The sequence below is a fragment of the Bacillus sp. Nf3 genome (assembly GCF_003028545.1).
GTDB classification, from domain to species: domain Bacteria; phylum Bacillota; class Bacilli; order Bacillales; family Bacillaceae; genus Bacillus; species Bacillus safensis.
Window position 1 is genome coordinate 234,337 of sequence record NZ_PYUA01000004.1, and the last position, 15,447, is coordinate 249,783.

Here is a 15,447-nt window from a genome sequence, read left to right on the forward strand (position 1 = left end):
TGAATTCTATTGATCTTTGGAGAAAGGGGCGAATGAATGAGCACGCTGCTTGAAGTGCAAAACTTAAAAACATATTTTTTTCGAAAAAAGGAACCGATACCTGCTGTTGATGGCGTTGATTTCAGCATCAACAGAGGAGAAACTGTCGCATTAGTCGGTGAGTCTGGATCTGGCAAAAGCATTACGTCCTTATCCATTATGGGTCTGATTCATGGAACTGGTGGGAAAATTATGGACGGTTCTATCAAACTTGATGGAAAGGACCTTGTTACATATAGTGAAAAGGAATTATGCAGCATCCGTGGTAATGAAGTATCTATGATCTTTCAGGAACCCATGACCTCACTTAATCCCGTCTTAACCATCGGAGAACAAATAACAGAAATCCTCATCTATCACAAAAAAATTTCAAAAAAAGAAGCGGTCAAAAAAGCGGTTGATCTGCTGAAGCTTGTTGGTTTTTCCCGTCCGGAGCAAATCATGAAAGATTATCCGCATCGATTATCAGGCGGCATGCGGCAAAGAGTAATGATTGCCATAGCGCTCAGCTGTGATCCGAAGCTTCTCATTGCAGATGAACCGACAACAGCCCTGGATGTGACCATTCAAGCACAGGTACTCACATTAATGAAAGATTTATGCTCTACCTTTGGTACTTCTATTCTTCTTATCACACATGATTTAGGTGTCGTGTCTGAAGTAGCAGATCGAGTGATTGTCATGTACTGCGGACAGGTTGTTGAAAATGGGACCGTCGAAGAGTTGTTTGAACAGCCGCTTCATCCTTACACAGAAGGGCTGCTTGAATCAATTCCTGTTATTGACGGAGACATCCAGCCGTTAACAGCGATCAAAGGGAATGTTCCTGCGCCAGATCAGCTTCCGGCCGGCTGCCGCTTTGCTCCTAGATGTCCGCAAGTGAAGGAACGCTGCCTAGGTGAACTGCCTAAGCTGAGAACATTTGAAGATGGCAGAAGCGTCAGATGTTTCTTATATGAGGAGGCAGATCAAACATGACCCTTGCTCAAAATCAAACACAAATAACGGAATTACCAGAGAAAGAAACGATTCTTGAACTGAAACAGATTCGAAAACATTTTCCGATTAAAGCGGGCATCTTTCAGAAAAAAGTCGGTGCAGTAAAAGCTGTTGACGGCATAGACTTGAAGATTTATAAAGGTGAAACGTTGGGTATTGTCGGGGAGTCAGGATGCGGTAAATCCACATTAGGACGGACGATGATTCGTCTATATGAACCAACTGACGGTCAAATCTTTTTTAAAGGGCAAAACATCACGCGCGTATCAGAATCAAAGTTAAGACAATCTACACGAAAAAACATCCAAATGGTTTTTCAAGATCCCTTTGCATCACTCAACCCTAGAAAAACACTTCGAAGCATCATCAAAGAACCCTACAAAACACATCACTTATATTCCTTAAAAGAAAGAAATGAAAAAGTAGAACAGCTTTTATCAAAGGTAGGCCTTCATCCAAGCTTTGCGAACCGCTATCCCCATGAATTTTCAGGCGGGCAGAGGCAGCGAATCGGCATTGCTCGTGCGCTTGCCATGAATCCCGACATGATCATCGCAGATGAGCCTGTATCAGCACTTGATGTATCCATTCAGGCGCAGGTCATTAATCTAATGGAGGAACTTCAGGAGGAATTTGATCTTACCTATCTATTTATCTCTCACGATTTAAGTGTGGTCAGGCATATTAGCGATAGAGTCGGCGTCATGTATCTCGGCAAAATGATGGAGCTTGCCGATAAACATAGTCTGTACGATGAGCCGCTCCATCCATATACACAGGCCTTGCTTTCTTCCGTTCCTGTCACCCGTAAAAAAGGGCAGGTGAAAAGAGAACGCATTATGCTGCAAGGCGATCTGCCGAGTCCTGCAAATCCACCAAAAGGCTGCGTATTTCACACAAGATGCCCGCATGCAAAAGAAATCTGTAAAGAAAAAGTACCAGCATTTCAGGAGTTAAAAACGAACCACTTTGTTGCCTGCCACCTCTACAACGCTTGATCAAGCTTGTATGATCTCATCTTTGAGAGGGGGGATGACACAGGATTCTGTCATTATTTTTAAAAAAGAATAGGGGGAATTGTCTATGAAAGTTAGAAATAGAAAGTCCATATTGGTCAGTTTACTGCTGATTTTCACATTAATCCTAGCTGCTTGTTCTGGTGGAAATAAGACGTCAGGAGACAGCGAAAAGAAATCCACAGGTAAACCGGTACAAGGCGGAGATCTTGTCATCGGTTCAATTGCAGAGCCAACACTATTTAACTCTCTGTATTCTACAGATGTGGCAAGCTCTGATATTGAGGAAAGAATCTACAGCTTCTTACTTCAAACAGACGGAAAGCTCAACCCTCAGCTATCGCTGGCAGAGGATATTAAAGAATCGGATGATGGCAAGCAGTTTGATGTCACCATTAAAAAAGGTGTGAAGTTTCATGATGGGGAAGAACTGACTGCTGATGATGTTGTGTTTACATACAGCATTCCAATCAATAAGGACTACAATGGGGAGCGCGGATCAGGCTTTGAAGTATTAGAGTCTGTTAAAAAGACAGGGGACTACTCGATCGAATTCAAGCTCAATAAAAAAGATCCCTATTTTTATAATGTCACACTAGGAAGCTACGGCATTTTACCTAAGCATATTTTAGGTGATGTGCCTATAAAGGACCTCGGTGAAAACGAATTTAACAGAAAAAAACCAATCGGTTCAGGTCCATTTAAATTTGCAGAATGGAAAGAAGGAGACTACGTCAAACTAGAAGCCTTTGACGATTATTGGGATGGACGTCCATACCTTGATACCGTCACGATTAAAACGATTCCTGACCAAAATGCAGCCATTGCTCAGCTGTCAGCAGGCGATATTGATTTCTTTGCTGTACCAGGAGCGGAGCTGCAAACAGCTGAAAAAGTCAGCAACATTAAAATTGAATCTGACCTAGGCCTGAATTATTCATACATTGGCTGGAACCAGAAAAATGACCTTTTTAAAAGTAAAAAGGTCCGCCAAGCGCTGACACATGCCATTGATCGTCAAACAATTGTTGACCAAGTGCTAGATGGAGACGGCAAAGTAGCCAACATTCCAGAAAGTCCGCTGTCCTGGAATTATCCAAAGGATGAAAATGTTCCAGTGTTTGAATTTGATCAAGAAAAAGCGAAAAAAATGCTGAAAGAAGAGGGATGGGAGGATACAGATGGAGATGGCTATCTTGATAAGGATGGCAAGAAGTTCTCCTTTGTATTAAAGACCAACCAAGGTAATAAAGTTCGTGAAGATATCGCTGTCGTTGTCCAGCAGCAGCTTAAAGAGATTGGTGTAGAAGCAAAGCCGCAAATTGTGGAATTCAGTGCACTCATTGAGCAGACGACAGCACCTAAATGGGATTATGATGCACTGCTGCTCGGCTGGAGTCTTGCGACATTCCCTGATCAATTTAGCATCTTCCACTCGAGCCAATCAGAAAAAGGCTTAAATAACATCTGGTATAAAAATAAAGAGGTCGATAAGCTGTTAGTTGATGCTAAAAAATTAAGCGATCGAAAAGATTATTCAAAGGCATATGAAAAAATTTATAAACTGATCGCAGAGGATCAGCCGTATACGTTCCTTTACTATGCTAACTCACATCGCGCTATGCCATCTAATCTTCAAGGCTATTCTTACCACCCGAAAGATGAGTATTACAAAATCGAAAAATGGTGGCTTGAACAGTAGGCTGATAGTGAAGAGGGGGAGGATTCTCCCCTTTCACCGTGAGAACAATCCCTTGCATTTGGTGTCAGGTCTTTGCGTGGTGCTAATCGCGCTCCCGTATCAGCACGAGAATTCAAGGGGGTTCATATCACGCTGAAAAGAAGACAAAGGGCTAAAATAACATCATTTTAGCCTTTTTTTCACAGAATGGCGATCCGATGAAAAAGGAGTTGTGCATATGGTTACATATATCATTAGAAGGACATTGCTCTCTATTCCTATTTTATTAGGGATTACCATTTTGTCCTTTGCCATTATGAAAGCAGCACCAGGCGATCCGATGTCACTCATGATGGACCCTACCATTAGTGCGGCAGACCGGGAAGCCTTTATTGATAAGTACGGTTTGAATGATCCTGAATATGTGCAATATATGAAATGGCTTGGCAATATGCTTCAAGGTGACTTTGGCACATCCATTGTCAAAAAGGGAACGCCCGTGGCTGATTTGATTTTTGCCCGGCTGCCAAATACCCTCATCCTCATGATTTTTTCTACATTAGTTGCCCTGCTGATCGCCATCCCATTTGGTGTTCTTTCAGCAAAACGTCCGTATACAAAGCTTGACTATGGGATTACGGTTACATCTTTTATCGGACTGGCTATTCCAAACTTTTGGTTTGGTCTTATCCTCATTATGGTTTTATCCGTGAACCTAGGCTGGTTCCCAACTGGAGGAGTCTCTACCATGAATGCCGATTTTAATGTGTTTGACCGGCTCCATCACATTATTTTACCTGCCTTTGTTTTAGCAACGGCTGATATGGCAGGGCTGACCCGGTATACAAGGTCGAGTATGCTTGATGTCATGAGGCAGGATTACATTCGCACCGCAAGAGCGAAAGGCTTTAGAGAAAACAAAGTTATTTTTAAGCATGGTTTACGAAACGGTCTTATGCCTGTCATAACGATTTTCGGATTGATGATACCATCCTTTATTGGCGGCGCGGTTGTGGTGGAACAAATCTTCACCTGGCCTGGACTCGGAAAGCTGTTCATTGATTCTGCCTTTTCGAGAGATTATCCGGTCATTATGGCGATGACCGTTATTTCCGCAGTGCTCGTGGTGGTTGGAAATTTAATAGCGGATATTTTATATGCGATCGTTGATCCGCGTATTGAATATTAGAAGGGAGCTGAAGTACTATTGGCACAGCCTAATATGGGAACACCTCCTGTTGATATCAAATTAAAGGAGGGCCTTCCGCCAAAGCCAGAGACAATGCTGCGTTTATTTTGCGAGAAATTTTTCAAAAATAAATTGGCGGTTGCCGGCTCCGTGATCTTATTGGTCATTATTTTTTCTGCCATTTTTGCTCCAGTGATCGCTCCATATGCACCAGAGCATCAAGATTTATTGAAGCGGCTCCAGCCGCCAAGTGCTGAGCATTTTATGGGCACAGACAAGTTTGGCCGCGATATTTTCTCAAGGGTGCTATATGGCGCGCGCGTTTCTTTATTGGTCGGTTTCGTCTCGGTGGTTGGTGCAATCACTATTGGAACTGTCGTTGGCGCGGTCGCGGGGTATTTCAAAGGGTTTGTTGATTCCTTGTTAATGAGGTTTGTGGATGTCGTGTTGTCGATTCCAGACATTTTTCTATTGATCACGCTCGTCACCATTTTCAAACCGGGCATTGATAAATTGATTTTAATCTTTGCTTTGACAGGCTGGACAACAACCGCCAGGCTCATCCGCAGTGAATTCTTATCACTTCGAACAAGAGAATTCGTACTCGCGGCAAGAACCATTGGAACGAAAAATCATGTCATCATCTTTTCGCATATTTTACCGAACTGTATCGGTCCTATTATTGTGTCAGCTACATTAAAAGTAGGCTCTGTCATTTTAGCTGAATCAACGCTCAGCTACCTTGGCTTTGGTATTCAGCCGCCAACGGCAAGCTGGGGTAACATGCTGCAAGATGCACAAAATTTCTCGATTATGGTGCAAGCATGGTGGTACCCGCTTTTCCCAGGTTTACTCATTTTGCTGACTGTTTTATGCTTTAATTTTTTAGGAGATGGGCTGAGAGATGCGCTTGATCCTAAAAAGCTGAAGTAAGGTTTAAAGGGGCTCTGCGTGCGCCCTCCGTTTCCTGAATGAAATAAAGACACGAAGCCGTCATTCATCCAGTTTGAAGTTTTGATAAAGTTGGAATAATTTCTCTATCCCTTGCCCATACTGTGGACAACAGTTTTTATAAAGTGAGGGATTGGTTATGTTATTTCTTCATGACGTATGGGTGAATTGGTTTGAAGGGGAAGAAAATGGCTACAATGTGTGTCATTTTCATGAGTGGCGTAAGGAGGACAGTGTTGAGCTGTTAGATCAAGTGCCTTTACTTAAGGTGCAGAGTCCTTTGTTTGATTACATAGAGAATGATCTTTCAGAGCTGCCAAAGACGCTGCTAGAGTCCGTATTTGAGAAATCATATATTCGAAAAAATCATGAGCGCCGTAAATTAGAGTATTGCTTTGTAGTCACAGACGGCATACGAATCATTGCCGTGGATACGATTGGGTATTCCATTCCTGTGAGAAAAAGCCGCTTGATCCCAAGGCAGGAGCAATTGGTCTATGAAATGGTGAAAGATGTGAAGGCAGAAGAATATGAATTCTCTAAGGACAGTCTTGAATCGACAAAGGAGTACCACATCCTTTCATTGCCGCCGCAGCATATCAGCGGATTAACGAGAAAAGAAAGACAGCTGAAGCAGCTGATGTTTATGGCGCTCGATCAATTAAAGGGGCTCCAAAACAGGGCGGAGATTGCGTATTGGTATACGGAATGGAACCCGCGCATGTACAACCAAATCAAACGAATGTCATTCGAAGAGATTTGGAACATGCTTTACAATGAAACGATTGATGGGTGGTCAGAGAATCATTTAGCCTTCTGTGAAAAAATGATTAAAGGACAGCCATTTTTCGAAAAACTTTGGGAAATGGAAAACGAATCAAAAGTAAATTAGAAAAAGCTTGCAGCGAGTAGTGCTGCAAGCTTTTTTTATTTGCGTTTTCTGCCAAGACCCATCGCATTCTCCATTTTTTTCAGCATTTTGTTTGCTGCGCGGTTTGCTTTTTCAGCACCTTCGTCTAGAATACGATCAAGCTCTTGTGATTCAATGAGTTCATAGTAACGATCTTGAATTGGTTTTAAAGCATCTACGACAACGTTCGCAAGATCTCCTTTAAACTCACCATATCCTTTGCCTTCGTACTTTTGCTCCAGCTCTGCAATCGATATGTTGCCTAATACAGAATAAATCGTCAGCAAGTTGGCAATTCCAGGCTTGTTCTCTTTGTCATACTTGACGATGCCTTCTGAATCCGTCACAGCACTTTTGATTTTCTTTTCAAGCTGCTTTGGTTCATCTAATAAGGTAATGAAGGATTTTTGGTTCGGATCGGATTTGCTCATTTTTTTCGTTGGATCTGTTAAAGACATTATCCGAGCGCCTTCTTTTGGAATTTTCACTTCGGGCACAGTGAAGATGTCATTGTATTTTCGGTTAAAGCGTTCAGCAAGCGTTCTAGTCAATTCAAGATGCTGCTTTTGGTCTTCTCCAACAGGGACTAAATCAGTACCATATAATAAGATATCGCCTGCCATTAATGGGGGATACGTTAATAGGCCTGAAACAACCGCTTCCTTACCAGCGGATTTGTCCTTAAATTGGGTCATTCTTTCTAATTCTCCAATATAAGCAACACATTGCAGCATCCATCCTGCCTGGGCGTGAGCAGGTACCTCTGATTGGATAAACAATGTCGCCTTCTCTGGATCAAGTCCAACGGCTAAATAAAGAGCTGCTAAGCTTCTAATATTTTGGCGGAGAGCTAATCGGTCCTGACTCACTGTAATCGCATGCTGATCTACGACACAAAAATAGCCATTATAGTCATGCTGCAAATCGACAAATTGCTTCATTGCTCCAATATAGTTCCCTAATGTGACAGAACCGCTCGGCTGAATGCCAGAAAAAATTGTCTTCTTTGTCATACTAAAACCTCTTTTCTTCAATATAAAAAGGCCCACCCGTCACTTTTCAACAGAAAAGGGACGAATGAACCGTGGTACCACCCTTGTTATTTCACATAGAAATCACTCAAGACGTTGATAACGGAGACTGCTCCGTCTAAGCCTACTCACTTTTTTAGAAGTGTTCGGTTAGCTGCTCCAAAGCCCATTCCATACATGCCATTATCTGCTCACACCAGCCGCAGACTCTCTGTAAATGGTGAATATATGTACTCTTCTTTTTCATCGCAACAATATGTCTATCTATTATAAAGGATGACCATGAAAAAGTCACGAAGCCATTATGTGACCTTCTCATCATGCCTATAGACACTTAAAATTTTAGATAAAATAACAAATATCTGTCAGAATTTTTTAAAAAAGGATGATTAATTATATGTATAAAACATTATTCCTGCTGAATTTGTTAAATTATTTTAATCAATTTACGCTTTAATTTGTTGAAGTGATTGAGACTTTAGTTTATAAAAATCCCTCTTTATCCCCATTTACGTTTTTAAAAAATATATGAAATTGATATTGCAATAAATTATTCTATTCATTATAATGAATTTGTTCACACGTTTGTGCTAGGCTCTTTACATAGTGAAAATTCAGAAAAAACAAAAGAAATAGAAAGTGGACTATTTAGGGACTTTTTTACTCTATTTCTTAAATCTGAATCTCATCTTCTATCGAGACCTTTGAACTAAAAACATATTATAAGGGGGAATACAGTTGAAAAAGCGTTGGTCTGTTGTTACTTTAATGCTTATTTTCACACTTGTATTAAGCGCTTGTGGTTTCAGCGGAAACAAATCAGGCGACAGCACGAGCAGTTCTGGAGAGGCTAAAACAACATTAAATGTGAATATCTCCACTGAGCCTTTTTCTCTACATCCGGGATTGGCAAATGATTCAACTTCAGGTAGTGTCATCCGTCAGACTTTTGAAGGATTAACAAGAATTAACGCTGAAGGAAAGCCAGAAAATGCAATGGCTTCTGATATCAAAACAAGTGCTGATGGTAAAACATACACATTCACACTTCGTGATGCAAAATGGTCTAATGGTGACCCTGTTACAGCGAAAGATTTCGAATATGCTTGGAAATGGGCATTAGATCCTAAAAATGAATCTCAATATGCTTACCAGCTTTACTATATTAAAGGTGCTGAAGCAGCAAACAAAGGGAAAGCGAAAGTTGCTGATGTTGGCATTAAAGCTAAAGACGACAAAACGCTTGTAGTTGAGCTAGAGAACCCAACACCGTTCTTTACTGAACTAACTGCATTCTATACGTATATGCCAGTCAACAAAAAAGTGGCTGAAAAGAATAAAAACTGGTACACAAATGCTGGTGAAAACTACGTATCTAACGGACCATTCGTTCTTTCTAAATGGAAACATGGCGGTTCTATCACGCTTGAAAAGAACAATGAATACTGGGATAAAGATACTGTGAAATTGAAAAAAATCAACATGTCTATGATCAAAGATACAAACACTGAGCTTAGCATGTTCAAAAAAGGCGAGCTTGACTGGGCTGGTTCTCCAACTGGAAGCCTTCCAACTGAGTCTTTAAAAACATTGAAAAAAGAAGGCGGTCTGAAAATCCAAACGATCGCTGGTATCTATAACTACAAATTCAACACAGAAGTAAAACCTTTAAACAATGCAAACATCCGTAAGGCCCTTGCATACTCAATCAACCGTCAAGCGATCGTTGACAAAATTACGCAAGGTGAACAAGTTCCAGCTATGGCAATCGTTCCACCAACAATGAATGGTTTCGAAGGCAACAAAACTGGCTACTTCAAAGATCATGATGTAGATACAGCTAAAAAACTTCTTGAAAAAGGTGCGAAAGAATTAGGTTATAAGTCTGTTTCTGATCTTCCAACATTGAAACTTTCTTACAACACAGATGAAGGCCACCAAAAGATTGCACAAGCAATTCAAGAAATGTGGAAAAAAGATTTAGGTGTGAAAGTTGAACTTGATAACTCTGAGTGGAACGTATACATCGACAAAATCCACAGTGGAGACTACCAAATCGGACGTATGGGCTGGTTAGGTGACTTCAACGATCCAGTGAACTTCCTTGAGCTTTACAAAGATAAAGACGGTGGAAACAACGACACTGGATGGGAAAGCAAAGAGTACAAACAATTGTTGAATGATTCTGCAAAAGAAACAGATAAAACAAAGCGTGAAGAAATGCTGAAAAAAGCAGAAGAAATCATCATCAACGATATGCCTGTAGCACCAATTTACTTCTACACTCAGCTTTGGGTACAAGATCCAAAACTTAAAGGTGTAGTTGTATCTGGACTAGGTGATGTTCAATACAAATGGGCACATTTCGAAAAGTAAGAGTCATAGTGTAAGAGATCTACGGCAAGGATCTTAAGGTATATGGAGGATGTCTCTCCATATACCTTTCTTGCTGATTAGAGAAATTGTTGTAAAATCATGGAGGTGCAATTCCGTTGCTTAAATATATCGGTAAGCGATTAATATATATTTTAATCACACTGTTTGTTATTGTAACTGCAACTTTCTTTCTCATGCAGGCAGCACCTGGTGGTCCATTCTCTGGAGAGAAGAAACTTCCTGCTGAAATTGAAGCAAACCTAAACGAGCACTACGGATTGGACAAGCCCTTATTTGTTCAATATGTAAGCTACTTAGGTTCAGTTGCAAAATTAGATTTTGGTCCCTCATTTAAATATAAAGGACAAACCGTAAATGACTTAATCAGTTCTGGATTCCCCGTTTCCTTTACCCTCGGAATTGAGGCAATTCTCCTCGCATTAGCATTTGGTGTATTGTTTGGGGTCCTTGCAGCGCTCTATCATAACAAGTGGCAAGACTATACGATTGCCATTTTAACGATCTTTGGAATCTCAGTTCCAAGTTTCATTTTAGCGGCGCTACTACAATATGTATTTGCATCTGAGGCAAGCATTATAGCGATCTTCCCAGTTGCAGGATGGGAGTCTTGGGCCAGCACCGTACTACCTTCTATTGCACTTTCCTTCATGCCAATGGCATTTATCGCTAGACTTGCACGGTCAAGTATGCTTGAAGTACTAAATAGTGACTACATTAGAACGGCTAGAGCGAAAGGATTAACAAAATCAGCTGTGACGATCAAACACGCGATCCGAAACGCATTGTTGCCTGTTATCACATACATGGGACCAATGGCTGCTTCAGTTTTAACAGGTAGTTTTGTCGTTGAGAAGATATTTGGTATTCCTGGATTAGGCTCTCACTTTGTCACAAGCATTACAAACCGTGATTACACCGTCATCATGGGTGTTACAGTCTTCTACAGTATTATTCTATTAGTCAGTATTCTAGTCGTTGACGTTCTCTACGGTATTATCGATCCTAGAATTAAACTGACGAAGGCGAAGAAAGGGGTCTAACACATGGAAGAGATGAGAAAAGATTTATTTGTGCCTGCGACAGCTGACGCAGCAGAATCTGAAAAAATTTCTAAACCTAGTCTATCTTTATGGAAGGATGCTATGCTTCGCTTCCGTGCCAATAAACTTGCAATGGTTGGACTCACAATCATTTTTATTATTGTGATGCTGGCCATCTTTGTTCCGATTTTTTCTAAATATGATTACTCTACGACCGATTTATTGAATGCTGACCAGCCGCCTTCAAAAGAGCACTGGTTTGGTACAGATGATTTAGGACGTGACATGTTTGTCCGTACATGGGTAGGGGCAAGAATTTCGATCTTCATCGGTCTTGCTGCAGCGCTCCTTGACGTAATCATCGGTATTATCTGGGGAAGTATTGCTGCGTTCAAAGGCGGCCGTACAGATGAAGTGATGATGCGTATTGCAGACGTTTTATGGGCAATTCCAACACTATTAATGGTTATCTTAATGATGGTTGTTCTGCCAAAAGGATTATTAACGATTATCCTCGCCATGACAGTCGTAGGCTGGATTAACATGGCACGTATTGTTCGGGGACAGGTTTTACAATTAAAGAGTCAAGAATACGTTCTTGCAGCACAAACATTAGGTGCGAAAACATCTAGACTTTTATTTAAACACTTAATTCCAAACTCAATGGGACCAATTCTTGTGACGATGACATTAACGATTCCTTCTGCTATCTTCACAGAGGCATTCCTAAGCTATCTAGGGCTTGGTGTACCTCAGCCATTAGCAAGCTGGGGAACAATGGCGTCTGACGGAATTCCAGCCATGACGTACTACCCTTGGAGATTATGGTTCCCAGCCGCATTTATCTGTATTACAATGTTTGGTTTTAACGTGGTTGGAGACGGACTAAGAGACGCTTTAGATCCGAAGTTGCGTAAATAAGGAGTGATTAGGATGGAACGTGAACGTATTCTAGAGGTGAAAGACCTTGCAATCTCATTTAAAACATATGGTGGAGAAGTTCAAGCCATTCGTGGTGTGAACTTCCACTTAAATAAAGGCGAGACACTGGCTATTGTAGGTGAATCTGGCTCTGGTAAAAGTGTGACATCACAAGCTATCATGAGACTAATTCCGATGCCGCCGGGTTATTTCAAGCGCGGACAGATCCTGTTTGATGGCCAAGATATTGTCAAGAAAACCGAGAAACAAATGCAAACCATTCGAGGAAAAGATATCTCAATGATCTTCCAAGATCCGATGACGTCTTTGAATCCAACGATGAAAGTCGGGAAGCAAATTACAGAAGTGCTGTTCAAGCATGAACAAATTTCAAAAGAAGCGGCTGAAAAAAGAGCCATTGAACTATTGGAGCTTGTAGGAATTCCAATGCCTGAAAAAAGAATTAAACAATATCCGCACGAATTTAGTGGCGGGATGAGACAAAGGGTTGTCATCGCCATGGCGCTTGCAGCAGATCCAAAGCTGTTGATTGCCGATGAGCCGACGACTGCACTTGATGTAACAATTCAAGCACAAATTTTAGAATTAATGAAAGAAATTCAGAAAAAGGTTGACACTTCGATTATTTTTATTACGCATGATCTAGGTGTTGTTGCAAACGTTGCTGATCGTGTAGCTGTTATGTATGCAGGACAGATTGTGGAGACAGGGACTGTTGATGAAATTTTCTACAATCCAAAGCATCCGTATACATGGGGACTTTTAGCATCAATGCCGAGCCTTGACACTGATGGCGGAGATGAAGGAAAGCTGACTGCTATTCCAGGAACACCGCCAGATCTGACAAACCCGCCGAAAGGAGATGCATTTGCACTCCGCAGCGATTATGCAATGAAAATTGACTTCGAACAAGAACCACCAATGTTCAAAGTATCAGATACGCATTATGTGAAATCATGGCTACTTCATCCGAATGCACCTAAAGTTGAACCGCCTGCTTCTGTAAAGGCGAGAATGCGTGAACTAGAAGGTAGCTACGAAAAACCTGTATTAGTAAAAGAGGGTGAATAGCATGGCAGAAAAACTGTTAGAAATTAAAAATTTGAAGCAGCATTTCCATACAGCAAGAGGAACTGTGAAAGCAGTAGATGGGGTTTCATTTGATATTTACAAAGGTGAAACGCTTGGTCTTGTAGGTGAGTCTGGTTGTGGTAAATCCACTACGGGCCGTTCGATTATTAGACTTTATGATGCGACAGATGGTGAAGTTCTTTATAAAGGGGAAAATGTACACGGGAAGAAATCAAGACAAAAAATGCTTGAATTCAACCGTCAAATGCAGATGATCTTCCAAGATCCATATGCTTCACTCAACCCTAGAATGACAGTGCTTGATATCATTGCAGAGGGCATCGATATTCATGGTCTTGCGAAAACAAAAAAGGCGCGTAAAGAGCGTGTGATCCAATTACTTGAAACGGTTGGCTTGAACAAAGAGCATGCGAACAGATATCCGCATGAATTCTCAGGTGGTCAAAGGCAGCGTATCGGAATTGCACGTGCATTAGCAGTAGAGCCAGATTTCATCATCGCCGATGAACCAATCTCTGCATTAGACGTGTCGATCCAAGCGCAGGTCGTCAACTTATTGAAAGAGCTTCAAGAGGAAAAAGGCTTAACGTATTTATTCATTGCGCATGACCTGTCCATGGTAAAATACATCAGCGATCGTATCGGCGTGATGTATTTCGGAAAATTGGTTGAGCTGGCACCAGCGAATGAATTATACGAAAACCCGCTTCATCCATATACAAAATCATTGCTGTCTGCGATTCCGCTTCCAGATCCTGATTATGAGCGTAACCGCAAACGAATCAAGTATGATCCATCTGTTCACAAAGGAACAAACACCGAGTTCCGTGAAGTGAAGCCAGGTCACTTTGTGAGCTGCACAGAGGAAGAATTCAAAGAGCTTCAGGCGAAACAATCATAAGAAGAGAGAAGTACTGCTAATGCAGTGCTTCTTTTTTTATTTTACAAAAAAACAAGATGATGGTAATTTTTAGTTAAGTACAAGCAAATACCGGAGGAAATCAAATGTACAATTGGAAAACCTATCGTTATTCATTGCTTCATGTTCTCATTGTATTCATACTATTTTCAACGTCTTTTTTCAGGAAGCCAAACGGAGGTAAGTGGATGTTCGTGTTTATGGTGCTCATTGGGATTGTGTCTTTTTCAGTGGAATATATGCTTAACCGAAAAACAAGCGGTCAGAAGCAAGAAGCACGGCGCGTAAAATATCTTTATTTCATCATGTTTCAAATCATGATGACACTGATCTTGTTTGTCTGTATTCAACTCGTCATGAATCGTTCGTTATAAAACTTTTTTTACGTTAATTGAAAAAAAGTGAAACTACTGAAGACTTTGCTGCGTCTTACTAGTACAGGCGTTTAAATAGCAGGAAATCGGGAATATCTAAGGAAGTGGTTCTTAACTATAGCATAAGGAGCAGATCCATGAATTGGTATGAAAAGCTCAGTGAATACTTCCCGATAGAAGAAATGAAGTCAAAAGAGCATATGGAAGCTTTATTAAAGGAAAGAAGTGATATTTATCATAAGGAGGAAGGACCTCATCATGTGATGATGTACGCCGAATTTGATTCTTTCATCTTTATTGATTATTTATTTGTTTCCAAAGATGCAAGAGGTGAAGGCCTCGGATCAAAGCTGATCCATAAGCTGAAGGAAAAAAAGAAACCGATCTTGCTTGAAGTCGAGCCTGTAGATGAAGATGATGCAGATACTGCAAAACGCCTAAAGTTTTACCAAAGAGAGCACTTCAAGCATGCAGAATCAATTGGTTATAAACGCAGGTCACTTGCAACAAATGAAGTGAACCGCATGGAAATTCTTTATTGGTCGCCTCTTACAAATCATGAGGAAGAGATCATGGAAGCCATGAGGAAGACCTATGAACGAATCCATACGTATAAAGATGAAGAATGGTATGGACAATCGTATGAGGATGTTGATGATGTATTGAAGATCATTGAAAATAGAAAGCAAAAAAATATTTTCGATCATCTCGACTAAATGAGAATGTTCTGACATCAAGCAGCACCACAAAATGAATGAAATTGTCTAGTTTTTGTCACAAAAATTGCAAGAAAATCTGTTCACACTTACTTTTTTATAGTATAATCACTATAAAGATTACTTATTTAGAACAATTTTAATTTAAGAA

Annotated in this window: 14 protein-coding genes and 1 other annotated feature; of the genes, 13 read left to right on the forward strand and 1 reads right to left on the reverse strand. The window is 40.8% G+C overall.

What is annotated here, in order from left to right; genetic code table 11:
* Positions 1-36 precede the first annotated feature (36 nt).
* The 6 genes from C9414_RS14065 to C9414_RS14090 all read left to right on the forward strand — a co-directional run bounded on the left by C9414_RS14065 (position 37) and on the right by C9414_RS14090 (position 6,767).
* Positions 37-1,017, forward strand: coding sequence for an ABC transporter ATP-binding protein (locus C9414_RS14065; RefSeq protein WP_047201788.1), 981 nt, complete (start codon positions 37-39; stop codon positions 1,015-1,017).
* Positions 1,014-2,036 (forward strand): ABC transporter ATP-binding protein, encoded by a 1,023-nt coding sequence (locus C9414_RS14070; protein ID WP_107163862.1) that lies wholly within the window; start codon positions 1,014-1,016, stop codon positions 2,034-2,036. Before C9414_RS14065 ends, C9414_RS14070 begins: the two co-directional genes overlap by 4 nt.
* Before the next feature lie 85 nt (positions 2,037-2,121).
* The gene (locus C9414_RS14075) at positions 2,122-3,756 is read left to right on the forward strand and encodes a peptide-binding protein (RefSeq protein WP_047201790.1); all 1,635 of its coding nucleotides are present in this window, start codon (positions 2,122-2,124) and stop codon (positions 3,754-3,756) included.
* 217 nt (positions 3,757-3,973) lie between these two features.
* A complete protein-coding gene (locus tag C9414_RS14080; protein ID WP_047201791.1) occupies positions 3,974-4,924 on the forward strand; it encodes an ABC transporter permease in 951 nt (316 codons plus the stop codon).
* Positions 4,925-4,957: 33 nt separating this feature from the next.
* Entirely contained in the window at positions 4,958-5,857 is a 900-nt protein-coding gene (opp4C, locus tag C9414_RS14085) for an oligopeptide ABC transporter permease (RefSeq protein WP_080772319.1), read from the forward strand.
* Positions 5,858-6,014: 157 nt separating this feature from the next.
* Positions 6,015-6,767 carry a YjbA family protein gene (locus C9414_RS14090; protein ID WP_039177811.1) on the forward strand — a complete coding sequence of 251 codons (753 nt, stop codon included), beginning with the start codon at positions 6,015-6,017 and terminating at the stop codon, positions 6,765-6,767.
* A gap of 35 nt (positions 6,768-6,802) precedes the next feature.
* Here the strand turns inward: C9414_RS14090 and trpS are convergent, their stop codons facing one another.
* Positions 6,803-7,798 carry a tryptophan--tRNA ligase gene (gene trpS, locus C9414_RS14095; RefSeq protein WP_047201793.1) on the reverse strand — a complete coding sequence of 332 codons (996 nt, stop codon included), beginning with the start codon at positions 7,796-7,798 and terminating at the stop codon, positions 6,803-6,805.
* Between the two features lie 53 nt (positions 7,799-7,851).
* Positions 7,852-8,072: a binding site (T-box leader), on the reverse strand.
* A gap of 482 nt (positions 8,073-8,554) precedes the next feature.
* On the opposite strand from trpS, the gene C9414_RS14100 reads away from it, so the two are divergent.
* From C9414_RS14100 to C9414_RS14130, 7 genes are all read left to right on the forward strand, one after another.
* Complete coding sequence (locus C9414_RS14100; protein WP_048238481.1) at positions 8,555-10,192, forward strand: peptide ABC transporter substrate-binding protein; 1,638 nt, start codon at positions 8,555-8,557, stop codon at positions 10,190-10,192.
* Positions 10,193-10,308: 116 nt separating this feature from the next.
* Complete coding sequence (locus C9414_RS14105; RefSeq protein WP_047201795.1) at positions 10,309-11,253, forward strand: ABC transporter permease; 945 nt, start codon at positions 10,309-10,311, stop codon at positions 11,251-11,253.
* A gap of 3 nt (positions 11,254-11,256) precedes the next feature.
* Positions 11,257-12,174 carry an ABC transporter permease gene (locus C9414_RS14110; RefSeq protein ID WP_047201796.1) on the forward strand — a complete coding sequence of 306 codons (918 nt, stop codon included), beginning with the start codon at positions 11,257-11,259 and terminating at the stop codon, positions 12,172-12,174.
* Positions 12,175-12,186: 12 nt separating this feature from the next.
* Positions 12,187-13,266, forward strand: coding sequence for an ABC transporter ATP-binding protein (locus C9414_RS14115; protein ID WP_024426479.1), 1,080 nt, complete (start codon positions 12,187-12,189; stop codon positions 13,264-13,266).
* Between the two features lies 1 nt (position 13,267).
* Positions 13,268-14,188, forward strand: coding sequence for an ABC transporter ATP-binding protein (locus C9414_RS14120; protein WP_059374939.1), 921 nt, complete (start codon positions 13,268-13,270; stop codon positions 14,186-14,188).
* Positions 14,189-14,292: 104 nt separating this feature from the next.
* Positions 14,293-14,580 (forward strand): hypothetical protein, encoded by a 288-nt coding sequence (locus tag C9414_RS14125; protein WP_107163863.1) that lies wholly within the window; start codon positions 14,293-14,295, stop codon positions 14,578-14,580.
* A gap of 137 nt (positions 14,581-14,717) precedes the next feature.
* Positions 14,718-15,296 (forward strand): GNAT family N-acetyltransferase, encoded by a 579-nt coding sequence (locus C9414_RS14130; RefSeq protein WP_024425040.1) that lies wholly within the window; start codon positions 14,718-14,720, stop codon positions 15,294-15,296.
* Positions 15,297-15,447 lie beyond the last annotated feature (151 nt).